9 protein-coding genes and 2 pseudogenes are annotated in these 14569 nt (G+C 68.7%); 9 read left to right on the top strand and 2 right to left on the bottom strand.

Annotation, left to right across the window (positions count from 1 at the left end; genetic code table 11):
* Positions 1–76 precede the first annotated feature (76 nt).
* A complete protein-coding gene (locus tag ACIP8W_RS30055) occupies positions 77–349 on the top strand; it encodes a DUF6238 family protein (protein WP_402205501.1) in 273 nt (90 codons plus the stop codon).
* A gap of 27 nt (positions 350–376) precedes the next feature.
* Positions 377–1895 (top strand): annotated as a pseudogene (locus ACIP8W_RS30050) (ATP-binding protein).
* A 39-nt stretch (positions 1896–1934) separates the two neighbouring features.
* Here ACIP8W_RS30050 and ACIP8W_RS30045 read toward each other — a convergent pair.
* Together ACIP8W_RS30045 and ACIP8W_RS30040 are read right to left on the bottom strand one after the other, a co-directional pair.
* Complete coding sequence (locus ACIP8W_RS30045) at positions 1935–2558, bottom strand: histone-like nucleoid-structuring protein Lsr2 (protein WP_402150300.1); 624 nt, start codon at positions 2556–2558, stop codon at positions 1935–1937.
* A gap of 53 nt (positions 2559–2611) precedes the next feature.
* Positions 2612–7288 (bottom strand): RHS repeat-associated core domain-containing protein, encoded by a 4677-nt coding sequence (locus ACIP8W_RS30040; RefSeq protein WP_402205499.1) that lies wholly within the window; start codon positions 7286–7288, stop codon positions 2612–2614.
* 424 nt (positions 7289–7712) lie between these two features.
* On the opposite strand from ACIP8W_RS30040, the gene ACIP8W_RS30035 reads away from it, so the two are divergent.
* From ACIP8W_RS30035 to ACIP8W_RS30005, 7 genes and pseudogenes are all read left to right on the top strand, one after another.
* The gene (locus ACIP8W_RS30035) at positions 7713–8783 is read left to right on the top strand and encodes a hypothetical protein (RefSeq protein ID WP_402150294.1); all 1071 of its coding nucleotides are present in this window, start codon (positions 7713–7715) and stop codon (positions 8781–8783) included.
* A gap of 204 nt (positions 8784–8987) precedes the next feature.
* A complete protein-coding gene (locus tag ACIP8W_RS30030; RefSeq protein ID WP_402150291.1) occupies positions 8988–9653 on the top strand; it encodes a hypothetical protein in 666 nt (221 codons plus the stop codon).
* Positions 9654–9679: 26 nt separating this feature from the next.
* Complete coding sequence (locus tag ACIP8W_RS30025; RefSeq protein WP_402150289.1) at positions 9680–10177, top strand: hypothetical protein; 498 nt, start codon at positions 9680–9682, stop codon at positions 10175–10177.
* Positions 10178–10496: 319 nt separating this feature from the next.
* Positions 10497–10742, top strand: coding sequence for a hypothetical protein (locus ACIP8W_RS30020; protein WP_402150287.1), 246 nt, complete (start codon positions 10497–10499; stop codon positions 10740–10742).
* 117 nt (positions 10743–10859) lie between these two features.
* Positions 10860–11741 (top strand): hypothetical protein, encoded by an 882-nt coding sequence (locus tag ACIP8W_RS30015; RefSeq protein ID WP_402150282.1) that lies wholly within the window; start codon positions 10860–10862, stop codon positions 11739–11741.
* A gap of 479 nt (positions 11742–12220) precedes the next feature.
* A complete protein-coding gene (locus tag ACIP8W_RS30010; RefSeq protein ID WP_402205496.1) occupies positions 12221–12628 on the top strand; it encodes a hypothetical protein in 408 nt (135 codons plus the stop codon).
* A gap of 83 nt (positions 12629–12711) precedes the next feature.
* Positions 12712–14500 (top strand): annotated as a pseudogene (locus tag ACIP8W_RS30005) (type IV secretory system conjugative DNA transfer family protein).
* The last annotated feature ends 69 nt before the right edge of the window (positions 14501–14569 follow it).

Here is a 14569-nt window from a genome sequence, read left to right as displayed (position 1 = left end):
ATCCGCCGCTACATCATCTGGCGAAACCGCCACGCCGACGACCGGCGCCTACGCGCGGTCATCGACAGGGCCAACGTTGCCTGATACGGCACTAGCCAAGGGCGACCAGCTCCGTGTCGCCCGCACCCGGATCTGGCAGGCCGCCGAGCACATCCACGGCGCTTACCACTCGGCGCCCCGGCCGGACTCCGGCGAGGTGCCCGAACCCGAGGCGTGCCAGGCCGGCCTGCCCGAAGGGGCTCCGGAGCTGACCATCTGCCAGCGCCACCAGCGCACCGCGCACCTGGTGCGCCGCCGCACCACTCCGGCCGACCTGCACGCCCCGTTCACCGGCCTCATCTGCCACTGACCCGCCACCCTGTCTGGAGAATCGTTCATGCCCCGCACTCGCGCCAGCCCCTCTCCCCTGTTCGTGCCGCACAAGGCATCGCGTGCCGAGCAGCGGGCCGCCCGAGCCGGTTTCGCCGAGGCCCGCCGCCAGGCCCATCTCGCCGGAACACCGCTCAAGCACCGCGCCGAGCGGACCTTCGACCCGGAGCTGCGGGCGACCTATCTGCCGTCGGGTCGTCCCGGTCCGGCCTCGGCCCGCGGCGGCAAGCTCAACCTGCCCGCCCACCGGATGACCACCGCCACCGCTTCCAGGGCCTACCCGTTCGTGGCCGAGGGCGGCCTGGGGGCGGAGGGGATCTTCACCGGCCGCGACGTCCACGCCGAGGCCGCGTTCTGCTTCGATCCGTTCTCGCTGTACAGCAGCGGCCGGATCGAGGGCTTCACGAACCCGAACGTGGTCCTGGCCGGAATCATCGGCATGGGCAAGTCGGCGCTGGCCAAGTCCATCGCCACCCGGTCGATCGCCCACGGCTACCGGATCTACATCCCCCTGCGACCCGAAGGAAGAATGGACCGGCGTAGCGCAAGCGCTTGGCGGCTACAGCATCGCGCTCGGGCCGGGACTTCCGGGTCGGCTGAACCCTCTGGACGCCCCAGCCCGGCCGGCTTCGGTGAGCGAGGGCGACTGGTCGACCGAGGTCCGAAAGCGCCGCCTCCTTCTCCTGGCCAGCCTGGCACGCACCGTGCTGAAGCGCGATCTGCTGCCGATGGAACACACCGCCCTGGACCTCGCACTCGACCTGGTCGTCGCCGAGGCCACTGCCCGGGGCACGGTGCCCCTGCTCGGCGAGATCGCCCACGTGCTCGGCTCGCCCGAACGCCTCGACCGCGCCCTCGGCCACCAGGCCGGGCACCTGGGGTCCGCCGCCCAGGACCTCGCGCACGCCCTGCGACGCCTGGTACATGGTGACCTCAGCGGCATGTTCGACGCCCCCTCTACGGTGGCCTTCGACCCGACCACGCCGATGCTGTCCATCGACCTCTCCCAGCTCGGCGGCTCCGGCGACGACACCGCGCTGGTCCTCGCCATGACCTGCGCGAGCGCATGGATGGAGTCCGCCCTCGCCGACCCCAACGGCGGCCGACGCTGGGTGATCTACGACGAAGCATGGCGACTGATGAGGCACGTCGGCCTGCTCGAACGCATGCAGAGCCAGTGGAAGCTCTCCCGAGGGCTCGGCATCGCCAACCTGATGGTCATCCACCGCCTCAGCGACCTGCTCAGCGCAGGCGACGCCGGCTCACGCGGCCGGGTGCTCGCCGAGGGCCTCCTCGCCGACTGCTCCACCCGCATCATCTACCGCCAGGAACCCGACCAACTCGCCACCGCCGCATCGCTGCTCGGCCTGACCGGCGTCGAAACCCAGGCAGTCTCAGCCCTGACCAAGGGACGGGGCCTGTGGAAAGTCGCCAGCCGCTCCTTCATCACCCAGCACATCCTGCACCCGGCCGAGCGCGAGCTGTTCGACACCGACGCCCGGATGTCGACAAAGCAGCACGCCTGAAGCTCCCTATCCTGCCGCCCTGCTCTCCCGCGTTTTCCGTCAGCGGCCGGTGGATTGTTCCCATTCGGTGAGGATTGCAGCGGGGATGCGTCCTCGGTCGGGTAGGTGGTGGCCGTTGGCGCGGGCCCAGGCCCGTACGGCTTTGGGGTCGATGGGTCCTGCGGTGGGACGGGGTTCGGGGCGGCGGTTGCCGGGGGCCGCTGTGGTGGGGGCGAAGGCGGCGCCGTTGGCGAGGAGGTCGTCCGGGAACAGGGGGACCTTGGTCCGGCCGCTGAGGACGGAGGTGAGGAAGTGGGTGAGTGTGCCTTCGAAGTGGTACCAGCCGGGGCCGCGTGCTTCGTTGACGGCGATGTGCCAGCTGTCGGGTTCGGTACGGGGATCGGTGACCCAGAAGAGGTATTCGCCGTTGTCGGTCACGCCGATAGCGAAGAGCGAGCCCGGTTCGTACGGAACGGGGTAGGTGCCGTGGTCCCGAGCGTGCTGGAGCTGTTCCCGGATGGTGGCGGGCATGGGGCCGGTGATGCTGACCCACTCGGTCGGCGCGTGCGGGTGGTAGAGGCGGATGAACCCGCAGAAGGCACCGGGACCGTAGAGGGCGGCCAGCTGTTTGTAGTCGCGGGGCAGCCGCATACCGAGAGTGTCTTCCACCGCCTCCCAGTCCACGGGGGAAGTGTCCGGCGGAGGCGGACAGAGGTGGATGAGGTCGTGGATACCGGTCACAGAAGTCCTTGGCGGTGTAGCTGCTGCTGGGCGTGGGCGGGGTTGGTCAGGGGCACGTCCACGTCCAGGTTCCGGTTGCTGCTGGCTTCGAGCTGAATATACTTCGGCACGGAGTCCTTCAGGTCGTCGGTGTATTCGAGATAGACGTTGTAGGTGACGATCTCACCGTCCGCGACCGCGTCATAGATACGCTTTTCCCAGTCGCGCATATCAGGACTGTTTGTCGGGGTCTGGGTGATGGTGAACAAGTTATCCAGTGTGTCGCCGGACCCGCCCAGCATGCGGGCCAGCATGTGGCCGCGTGCCTGGTTGTAGTCGCCACCGAGGAAGCCGGGCGGCTCCAGCGAGTTCCTGGCCTGCGTGCCCTCGTTGAGCATGTCCCGTGTGATGACCGCGTTCATTTCGTACGGGCGGCCGTGTTCGTCCCGGGTGAAGGTGACCCGTCCTCCCCATCGGGGGTCGGCGTCGCAGCCTGCCAGTCCCAGGGGGTCGGCGAGGGTGAACGGGTTGGGGACGTAGGTGTAGTGGTTGACGGCGGGGGCGAGGCCGAGCGGGTCGGCGCTGATGTACTGCCCCAGGTCGGGGTCGTAGTAGCGGTTGACGTTGTAGTGGAGCCCGGTTTCCGGGTCGAAATACTGGCCCGGATAGCGCAACGGGGTGTACGCGGTGCAGTCACGGCTCCACTGGGTAGCGCCCCACACGGTGGAACGGGCCCGCCACGCCAGCGCCCCGTCGCTGCCGACGAGTTCGCTGGGACTGCCGGACAGATCGGTGACGATCGCGAAGAACCGCCGGTCGATCTCCTCCTGGGCACTGCCGGTCTTGACCTCACGCTGCGAGAGCGGGCGCAGTCCCGCGTAGTCCCACACGAGTGTTGTGCCCGCGGTGTACTGCTCTGCGAGTTGTGCCCCGTCCCAGCAGTAGGAGGTGGTTTCGGTGACGTGGCTGTCGGTGTCCAGGCGCTGTTTGGCGATCCGGCGGCCGAGCGCGTCGTAGAGGTAGCGCCATCGTGTTCCGTCGGAGGAATGGACGAGGGTGAGGCGGTCTTCGGCGTCCCAGGTGAAGCGCCATGAGAGGGTTTTCCCGCTGAGGGTGGTGGTCTGCCGCGAAGTGATACGGCCCTGGGCGTCGTAGTGGTACCGGCTTCGTCCGGCCCGGGTGACACGGGTGCCGTCGTAGTCGCGTGGGCCGGTGGTGTCCTGGCCGGGCGCCTGGGCGGGAAGGACGGTGTGGGTCTGGCCGCCTTCGGTGTTGTAGGCGTACTGCTCGCTCCACCCGCGTGCGTGGACGGCGGTGATCCGGGAGCCCGCGTCGACGGTGTAGGTGCGGCGGCCGGTGCGGCTGTCGTCGACGCTGACGGGTGAGCCGTCGGCCTGGTAGCCGAAAGTCCGTACCAGGACATCCGCATCCGGTGTGCTGAGGGACTGGTGGACAAGTCGGCCCACCCTGTCCCAGTCCTGACGGTACGTAAGTGTGTCATCAAGGGTCCGTACGGTTTCACGCCCCAACGCATCACGGTCGAAACGAAACGTGTGCCCGTCGGCCGTGTAGGTGGCCAGCCCCTCCCAGCTGTAGGTGAGATCGCTGCGGGCACCCGACGGGGTACGCCGGTGGGTCCGGCGGCCGAGAGCGTCGTAGGCGAAGCTCAGGGTGCGTCCGTTGACGGTCTCGGCCACGACCCGTCCCGCTGTGTCACGCTGGAGGTCGATGCGGGCGTGAGCGTTGATGATCTGTGTGACGTGGCCGGACTCTCCACGGGTGAAGATGCTCGCGGAGCCGTCGTCGTGGCACAGCCGGGTGACGCGGCCGAGGACATCGCGTTCGAACGTCAGTGTCTGGCCAGCGGCGTTGGTGCGGCGTATCAGCTGTCCCAGTGCGTCGTGTTCGTAGGACACGGTACGGCCGTCGAAGTCGGTCTCGGATATGAGGCGTCCGGCCGCGTCGTAGGTGTAGTGCCATTGCCTGCCCTGGGCATTGGTAACCCCGGTCAAGCGCAGTTCCGTGTCGTGGGTGAAGCGGTATCCGTTTCCCTCCGCGGTGCGGGTGGAGGCGGGCAGGTCGAAGTGGGTGGCCGTGGAGGAACTCGTCCGGCCCATACGATCGGTGTGGCCGACGAGATTGCCCTCGCCGTCCCAGGCCCATTCCTCCCGGGTGCCGTCGGGCAGCTCACGCCATGCGGGCTTTCCCTCGACCGTCCACCCCTGGCGGAGTGTGCCGCCCAGAGCGTCGGTGGCGGCGATGACACGGCCGAAGGCATCCCGGACGCAGACGGTGCTCGCACCGTCGGGCGCGGTAATCCGCACAGGCAGGCCGGCCGCGTCGTTCTCGATCCGTGTGACACCGCCCACCGGACTGTGCACACTGGTCACGTGGCCTCGGTCGTTGAACTCGTACTCCGTGCGGGCGCCCGTGGGCTCGATGACAGCGGTGCGGTTGCCCTGCGGGTCGTACACGTAGGACCTGCGGATACCACCGCGTTCGTTGACTTCGACGGGCTGGCGCATCTCGTTGTACGCGGCACTGGTACACACACCATCGGGAGCGACGAGACCGACGAGATTTCCGTGGGCGTCACGCGCGAAGCGGGTGGTACGTCCCCGGGCGTCGGTCTGTGCCAGCAACTGGTCCTGGGCGTCGAACTCGAAGTGGGTCGTATGTCCCAGCGGATCGGTTTCGGCGACGACCTGGAAGGCGTGGTCGATGTGGAAGACCGTGGTCGCGCCCGTGGAATCGGTGTAGCGGGTGATGCCGTGGCCGGTCTCGCCGTGCACGTCGTAGGCGAACGAGGAGGACAGGAAACCGTCCGGGCCAACCGTACGGATGACACGGCCGGCGCTGTCGTACACGTACCGGTAGGTGGAGTTGTTCCGGTCGGTCCAGGAAGTGATCCGACCTTCCCCGTCATAGGTGAACAGCATTGCGGTGCTAGTGGAGTTGAAGACTGCTTCCAACTGACCGTCACCTCCGTAGCCGAAGGACCTCACCTCGACGGGGCCCTCCGGGGTCTGTAGCGCCAGCGCGGTGACACAGCCTCGTTCCGGGTCGCGCGAGACCAGAACACGGTAGCCGCCCCCGTGGACCACCGAGGCCGGCAAGCCGTCCTCACCACGGCCGATCCGGATGGTGTTGCCGTTACGGTCCTCGACCTCACACAGCCAGTACAGACCACCCGCCCGGTAAGGACTGCCGGTAAAACACCGCGTCAGACCCGCACGGAGGTCCCGTACCGCGTACGTGACGTCACCCAGAACACTGGACTCCACATAGGTGAGCGGCAGCCGGTCTCCTTCAAGAGGCCAGACCTCCTCACCCTCTGCGGGTAGCGAGGGGTAGACCAGCACCGAGCCGTCCGCACGCGCCCATGCCGCGCCGCCACCGAGCATCTCCAGCCGCTCGTCGAGCGTGGACGCCCAACTCGCCCCGAAGCAGCGCCCGTAGCGGTATCCGGAGATATGCGTACGCCGCAGGACCAGCGGCAGGAGCCCGGGCAGCGCCAGGTCCGTCTGAGCCAGGACCATCTCCCCGCTCGCGACATCGACAGGATCGGTCCGGCAGTGGCGCTTGCGAAGAGAGACCGCCAGCGCGCGGCCCCGGTCCAGTGCCTCCCGCATCGACGCGGGAAGGCGTCGCCGCCCGCTGTCCGCACCGCCACGGCGTCCGCCGTCCTCGCCGCCGTCTTTGCCATCACCGGATGCGATCTTCCTGATCCCATCGCGGACACCCTGGTCCGCCCCCTTGTGCGTGGCCGAACTCCTGCTGATGGCCTTGGGCAGAGTGCTACCGAGGTGCTCGCCGAGGTCATCGAGCCCCTTGCCGAGCTTCTGCGTCACCTTCTCGATGGACGCGTCCAGAACAGCCGTCAGCGAATCCTTGCCCTTGGCCCGCCCATGGTGGCCCTTCGCCTTACCGAGTTTGCTCCCTGCCTTGTCCCGCAGGGAGATCTGCACACCAGCCAGCTTCGTCCCCGCCCGGCCATGCGCATCATGGTCGATCTCCGGACCGCCGCCGGGCCCGCGCCCTCCCAGAGCACCCGCGGAAGCAAGCTGCAATCCGTCCTTGCCCGCCTGTACGGTCTGGGCGGTGCTGTAGCCGTCCTGCACGCCTGTGACATTCAGAGCGGTCTGGATCGCCAGGTCCGCTGCTATGTTCTCCAGCGCGGCGACCGCGGGCTGCGTCAGCGTCGCGACGATCTCCGAGACCGCTGCCTCCGCCATCTCCTTGAGGATCCGCTTGAACGCGATCCGGGTGGCGACGATCTTCCCCCCGGCCAGCAACGTCGAAAGACCAGCCGTTACCGGGGCGAACGCCAGCGTAATCCCCACCGTCGCGCACAGATCCACCAGCTCACCCACCGCAGCGATCTTCCGCGCCACAACAATGTCCGCCACCCGGTCCAGCGCACCGGCGACAATCCGCGCCGCCGCCGCCAGATCCTTGCACTTGTCCTGGACCCTCACCCAGTGGTGGTCCAGAGCAGTCAGCGACTCACTCTGCCCGCTCGAAAGCAACCGCTGAATGTGCTGATGAGCCGCGTACCCGTCATCATCCGCATCGTCCGCGAACTCCCGCAGCGCGTCGGCCATGTCGCGATAGGCGTCCTCATCGACATTCGGCCACCCCACACCAACAACGTCGAGCATGGTGTCGACACCCTCAGGAATGGTGTATCCCATGACACAACGCCCCCCGCACTACACATAATTAAGTAAATAAGATCAACCAGCATGACACGGAGACCCCGCGCCACCCCAGGGCCTCTCCGGTTCACTCAATATCCCTCTGGCAAGTCGGCGGGCTCTGGCCTGGTCCCCGGTCACCTGACCGACCGGATCGGCATCGACCGGCCTACGCCTACCGGACATGCCGGGGATAGCCCCGGCCCGATCCGCGACGTTCAACGCCGCGCTTCGCCCGCCTCACCGCCCTCTCGACAGCGTCGATCCCCACTGCCACGTGCCACTCGCGATGACGCCTTTAGCACCGAATTCCGGTGAGGCCAAATCACCGTACCGCCGCATCCTCGACGAAGGTCACCCTGCGAGCTCCCGCCCTGCCGCGTTTCTCACGACCGGGCACCAACACCGGAGAAGCCCCCACATGCACCCCGATCAGGCCACCATCACCTTCCAATGCGAAGACACATATGTCACCGCACACACCAGCACACCCTTCCGAGAAGACACCGTCACCTCCGAGCGGGAGCAGCAGTACCATCATCTCGTCGCGCCGCTTCGGCTGCGGGGTCTGGTGTGCACTGTCGAGTACGGGCTGAGTGACCGTATCGTCCGTGCCGAACTCCCCGACGGCAGCGCCCTGATCATCTCCCCGCCCCAGGAACCTGCCACCGACCACCCGCCCGGGTACCCGGAGAGCTGGCTGGTGACGCGCGGGCATCCCGACGACTCCACGTTCCACGAGGTGGTCTACAACTCGGAGCCCGACGGCCCCCACGCCCCGTACGGTGGCAGCATCCCCCACCTGCTCGCGGGCATCGGCACCCGTCTCGATCAGCTCGGTCTACCGCCCAGCCCGGGGCCCCAGCAACTCGCGCGGGAGGACGCTATCCACCGCCTGCCCGCAGCCATGACCGACCCGGCCGACCAGCGGCGAGCGGTCACCCGGGCCCTCGGCATGCTGCATACCGAAGCCATCTTCGGCATCTCGTCCGACCCCGACCTGCTCAACCCCGACCCGCCGTGCCCCGGCACCCGCGGAACGAGTCTCGGTGATCTGTCTCGATCCATCCAGACAGCGGGGCACACCAGTGAGGTCGTCGCCGCGCTCAGCGAACTGACCGCTCCCGGCGACGGCATTCTCCAGCAGGTCGTCGATTCCCTCACCGCAACAGCCGACTGGTGGAAAGAACTAGGCGAACCCACCGACCGGCACCACGCTGACCGGCTGCGTCACATTACCGAACAGCTCGACTCCTACGCGGTGGAAATCCGCTCGCTGCGCGACGGCCTCGCCGACCGGCACACTTCCCATCCACAACACACCTGGTCAGACCAGTCCGTCTCACTGGAGCCTGTCGTACCGCGCGTTACCGCCGCGCTATCGACCTCACCAGGTGTACGACGCACCACACCGACAACAGCGACGCTGAATCCGGCCGTACGTCCCGGACCGCCGCCGCCCGCCCGCCCCTCGTCCGCACCCGGTCTCTGACCGCTTCCCGTTTCGGAGTGCGCCATGCCCCGCACCAGCAAAACCATCCCGGCCCTCGACCACCCCTCTCCCCGAGCACGCACCGGACGGATCAGTCATGCTCACCCCCGATCACGACTCGCTTCCGGACATCGCAGTCGGCCGCCACCCGACTATGGCATCGTCGCCGCGAACCCGAAGCAACTCGCCGCCAGCACATGGACGTTGAACAAACTCAACTTCCACCCCGTCCCCAGCCGCCCGACGCTGTACGCACTGGCCGACCAACAGCGCGACGGACCGCACCGCGCCACCCGGGCCGTCGTGCTGCTGCGCAAGGTCGGCTACCAGGTCGATGTGGATGCCGCATTCGACCCCTCGCTGGCCTCCGGTGCGGCTCCCGCCCCTAACCGGCCCCCGCGCATAGATCCCGACGTCGCGTTCGCCGAACATCCGCAGCTCGGCATCGTCGCGGCCACCAGCGGCCATTCCTCCGCGCTCGGCGGCCGACTCATCCTGGAGGAACACGGCTGGCGGCTGAACCCGGACCTGGATATCTACACGCTGCCCATCACCGCCGACCGCAGCAAGGCCCTGGAGAAGATCGCCAGCGCCACGGTGTCGATGCACCGATCCGATCTCCAGGTGGCGGTGCAGCCCCGTCTCGCCCAGGACGTAGCAGCGCGCCGCCCTCCTGCACCCGCGACGGCCGCGCGCCACGAGCGCAATCAGGGCATCACCACCCACAAGTTCCCCATGAGCGCCGCCGCCCTCGCCGCCAGCCCAGCCCGCGCCGGCCTCCCGGGCAAGGCACCGGTCCCCGCTCCCGCCGCCTCCGCTCCTGCGGCCCGGCCGGTCGACCCGCGCATCGCGTTCTCCCGCAATCGCTGACCCAACTCCCTTAAGGAGCAGTTCCCATGGCCGTGAAGACCATCTGGCAGATCACCCACTCCTGCGGCCACCAGGCCGAACGCGACCTGTCCGAACGGGCAGCCGACCGTCGCGCGGGCTTCGCCGAATGGCTCGCCAAGCAGGAGTGCACCGACTGCTGGCGGGCCGCCAAAGAGGGCGACGAGCAGGACAAGGCCGCCTGGCTGGAGGCCAAGCGGGCCGAAGAGCAGGCCGAATCCGAAGCCTGGTCTCAGCAGTACCGGATGCCTCCTCTGGAGGGGACCGAGCGAGCGGTCGCCTGGAGTGTGCGCTGTCGCCACCAGGTCCTGACCGCCGCCTACACCGCCCTGGTCCTCGAAGGCGAGACCAGCGAGACGGAGTGGGAGGAGATCGAGAAGGCCGCTCGCACCATCACCCGTGCCGGGTGGTGGATCGACCAGCGCTCCTCCGAACCCGACGACCTCGCCGAGCTGCTCCAAGCCGCCACCGAAGCCGACCGGCCGACCGAGAACCCCCACTTCTGACCCCCCGGTGCCCGGCCTCAGCGGGGCACCGACTCCCCTGTCAAGGACCTGGATACCCCATGCCCGAGTACCCCCTGCGCTGCGATGTGCGGCGCATCGAGAACACCACAGACCTCCTCGGCCACCTCCACCGCAGCGAGCCAGACTTCGCCCCCTACCTGCTCACCGCCTGGTCCCCGGAGCTGACCGCCCAAGAACCGTCGTCCTGCCGCACCTGGCACTGCTGCTCGATGAACCAGTCGCGCTACGGAAGCCGCGGACCGGTCAGACCGCGTCACGGCGGCTCACCTGGCACTGTGCCATCCGCAACACCACCGGCGTGGAACTCGACGACGACTGGTTCGAGCTGACGCGCAAGGTCCTCGACGCCACGGGCATAGAGCCGGAAGCCGACCCGGCGGCCTGCCGGTGGGCGGCCATGCGCAACCAGGCCAACGGGCCCGACATCGTCGCAACCGTCATCCGCCAGGACGGCCGCTGGGCCCGCCTGCACAACGACGCCTACTTCGCCCGCGCCGCCTGTGCGAACTTCACCTACGACCACGGCCTCGACGCCCCGGGGTGAGCGGCGGCTTCTACCAGTGATCTCCGGCCGCGCCACATCGCGGATCCTGCGGATCCTCTCTCCCTGACAGCCCGAAGACAGGGCTCCTGTCCGCCACTCCCCTTCGAGGTAGACGCCGTGATCGCCCACCTGCAGCGCGCCAGCAACACCGCCGGCCTGCTCTCATACCTGTACGGGCCGGGCGAACGCGGTAACCACACCAGTCCCCGGCTGATCGCGGGCGACGGCCACGGAGCCCCGATCGACCTGCTCGCCGAGTCTGTCTCGCTGCCATACTTGACCCGTGCCCTCGACGCTCCCGTCGAACGCCTCGGGGCCCGCGCACCCGAACGGCCGGTATGGATCTGCTCGGTCCGCTCCGACCCTCGCCGACCGGACCTCACCGACGCCCAGTGGGCCACGGTCGCCCACCGCCTCGTGGCTGTCACCGGCATCGCCCCAGAAGGCGATCCGGACGCCTGCCGGTGGATCGCCCTGCGCAACCAGTCCCGGCAGGTGCATGTCGTGGCCACCCTCGCTCGTGAGGACGGCAGCCTCCACAACGCCTATCGCGATGCCTTCCGTCTCCAGACCGAGTGCCACCGCCTCGCCGCCGAGCTGGGCCATCTGCCCATCGCTTCACACCCGACAACCCGCGCCCAGGAGGCCCACGTGCCTGCCCCCTCCATCACCATCACCGCCGAGCCCAGCGGCAGCGTTTCGGCGAAGGGCTCCAGCAACGACCTTTCCGCCACGCTCCTCAAGCACGCCGGCTTCCAGCAGATCGAGGACTGGTACGGCCGACGCCATCGCCTGCCCACCACGACCCCGGCCGTTGATCGCTCGGCCATCGCCACCTATGCAGCCGAAATGCTTCGTGCCGCTCGCTACGGAGTCGACCTCGACCCCTCCCCTCGACTCCGGCCGCACGGCCACCTCGGCAAACCCGCTCGGGCCCTACACCGCCGGAGCGGAACTCCTTCGACTCACCGACCAGATCAGGTCTGCCGAGAACGGTGAGGGCCTTCGGCGGGCGGTCGACCACCTCCTTCATCCCGAACACGGCGCACTGGAGCGTGTCCGGGAAGCGCTGGAAGCGGCAGGCGAGCAGATCACAGACCTCGACGACGAGGCGTACCAGCTCGCCGACCGGTTCGGCTTTGCTGCGGAGTTCGTCAGCTCAGCGCAGTCGGAACTCGGTTACTCAGAGGATGGGTTGAGCCGTCTCGGCCGCGCGCAGCAGCCCCAGGTCGAGACACGGACGCACTCTCCGAGGCTCCCCGACCCCCGAAGCGCCGCTCTCGCCACATCGCCCGCAGCGGCTAAGGCCAAGGTCTCCTCGACCTTCGGTGCTGGGGCATCGGACGCCAGCGCGGCCGTACTTCCGTCGCAGGCCCCTGGCCCTCGGACGCGGTGACCCAGATGGTCTCTTCAATCCCCCGGCCACCGGCGTCCTCTCCGTCCGAAGTCTGGCCGTCGTCCCCTGGTCCGCAGCACCCGTGGCTCTATCAGACGACCCGCACCACAACCCCACATTCGAGACCTGGACGCGGCTGGCCGCCGCCCACGGCATGCTCCGGGACGTCCAGGAGCAGTTGGCGGTCGCCGAGGACGGAATCGCCGCGTGCTCTGCCGAACTCACCGATCCCAGGCGCCACGAGATGGTCAACGTGCTGCGGACCAGGGAGCTGCTCAGCGATGTCCTCGGTGCTGGTCCGGTCGCTTCGGCCCCGCCGGCCGCCGATGGCACTGCGGAAACGAATCGGCCGTGTGCTGCCCGTATCTCCTCGCCGAAGGCTGCCGCCCAGCGCGCGACGTCCCGGCCAGTTCCGCAGACGCGGCGCCGAACACTTCGCCGCCCCGAGCCCCTCGCGCTCGATAGGCCCGACCACCGACTCCCTTCCTGAACAGGAGCTTCCTCGATGACCAGCAGAAGAGCGCCGCGTGCCCCGCCCCCATTACTCGCCTGCGCTCAATTCCAGGACTCACCATGCCCGCACCGCGTACCAGCGCGCCTTCGACCACCACCGGGTCGGACGCGCTCCTCTACCTCCTCTTCGGCATACTCGGCATCGCGCTCGCCTTCGGTTCGCTGGCCTGGCTGAGCGGCAGTCTCACCAACTCCCTCTTTGGGGAGGGGGCTTGGCCTTCGTTCAGGGCCGCTGACGCACTGCTCCATCCCGAGGTGCTGTGGCCGAACCTGAGCCCCACCGCCCTGTTGGTCGGCGCGCGGATCATCCCCGGCCTGCTGTCCGTCTGCCTCACCGTCCTCGGCCTGGTGCTGTGGCTGCGGCTGCTCGGCGGCCCGAAGAACGGCCTCGCCCGGAAGGCCGACCTCGCTCCGCTGCTGGACAAGGAGATCACCGCCAAGGCCAGGAGCCTGCGGCCGTCCTTGAGCGGCCAGGAGTGTAAAAGAGGTCGCCCCTGCTGACCGCGGCATCCTTCTCGGCGCCCTTTCTCCGGGGCGGGCCAATGTCCGCGCGTCCTGGGAGGACGTGATCGTCGCGATCATGGCTCCGCGAAGCGGTAAGACCTCCGGACTCGCGATCCCTGCGATTCTCGCGGCGCCCGGCCCTGTGCTGCTCACCAGTAACAAGGCGGCGAACGATGCCTTCACCGCGACGGTGGACGCTAGGGGCGAGGTCGGTGCGATCTGGACGCTCGACCCGCAGCAGATCGCCCACCATCCGCGCGAGATGTGGTGGGACATCCTGGCCGACGCCCGCGACCTGGCCGGGGCGAAGCGCCTGGCTGGGCACTTCGTCGCCGCCAGCGTGGACGAGTCGAACGGCTCCGACTTCTGGTCGACCGCCGCGAGCAACACGCTCGGCGCGCTGTTCCTCGCTGCCGCCAGTCACCGGCGCCCGATCACCGACGTCCTGGCCTGGCTCGCGTCCCCCGCCGACCGGACCCCGGTCGACCTGCTCACGGATGCCGGCCACGACGCGGTCGCGGCCCAGCTCCAGGGGACCGTCTCCGGTGCGACGGAAACGCGCGACGGAATCTTCGAGACGGCGCGGCAGTACGCGAGCTGCCTGCTCGACCCGGACGTCGCAGCGTGGGTAACCCCCGCCAAGGATCTCCCCGAGTTCAAGCCCTTCGCGTTCGCCACGTCCCGCGACACCCTGTACCTGTTGAGCAAGGACGGCGGCGGCAGCGCGAGCGCGATCATTGCCGCAGCGGCTGACGCCGTAATGCGCGCGGCCGTGGTTGTCGCCGAGCGCTCCGGCGGACGGCTGGACCCGCCCGCGCTGTGCGTCCTCGACGAGGCCGCGAACGTGTGCAAGATCAGCGATCTCCCCGACTTGTACAGCCACTTGGGCAGCCGGGGTGTCATCCCGATGACGATCCTGCAGTCCTACCGGCAGGGCCAGCGGTGCTGGGGCGAGGCCGGCATGGACGCGCTTTGGTCTGCGGCCACCGTCAAGATCATCGGTTCGGGCATCGACGACGCGGACTTCGCCGACCGGCTCAGCAGGCAGGTCGGCGACCACGACGTGCAGACCACCTCGGTGTCGACCAGCGACGGCGGCAAGTCCACCTCGGTGAGCATGCGCACCGAGCGGATCCTGCCGCCCGATGCGATCCGCGCCCTGCCCAAGGGCAAGGCACTGCTCCTGGCCACAGGCATCCGGGTCGCCATGCTCGATCTCCGGCCCTGGTACATGGAGCCGTCCGCCAAGGTGGTCGGCCCGGCCTCGGCCCATGCGACGAAGGCGATCACCGAGCGGGCCCTCGCGAAGACCCACGGCCGTGACGACTTCGGCCGGTCGGCATGAGCGCGCACACGCCACGTCCCGGGCCGCTCGTACGCCCGCCGGTCGTTCGAAGCGGCGGCCAGTGGTGGT

It is taken from the genome of Streptomyces sp. NPDC088554 (genome assembly GCF_044752945.1).
Lineage (GTDB): Bacteria > Actinomycetota > Actinomycetes > Streptomycetales > Streptomycetaceae > Streptomyces.
The sequence above is the reverse complement of the archived record's forward strand: the minus strand, read 5'-3'. Positions and strand labels throughout refer to the sequence as shown.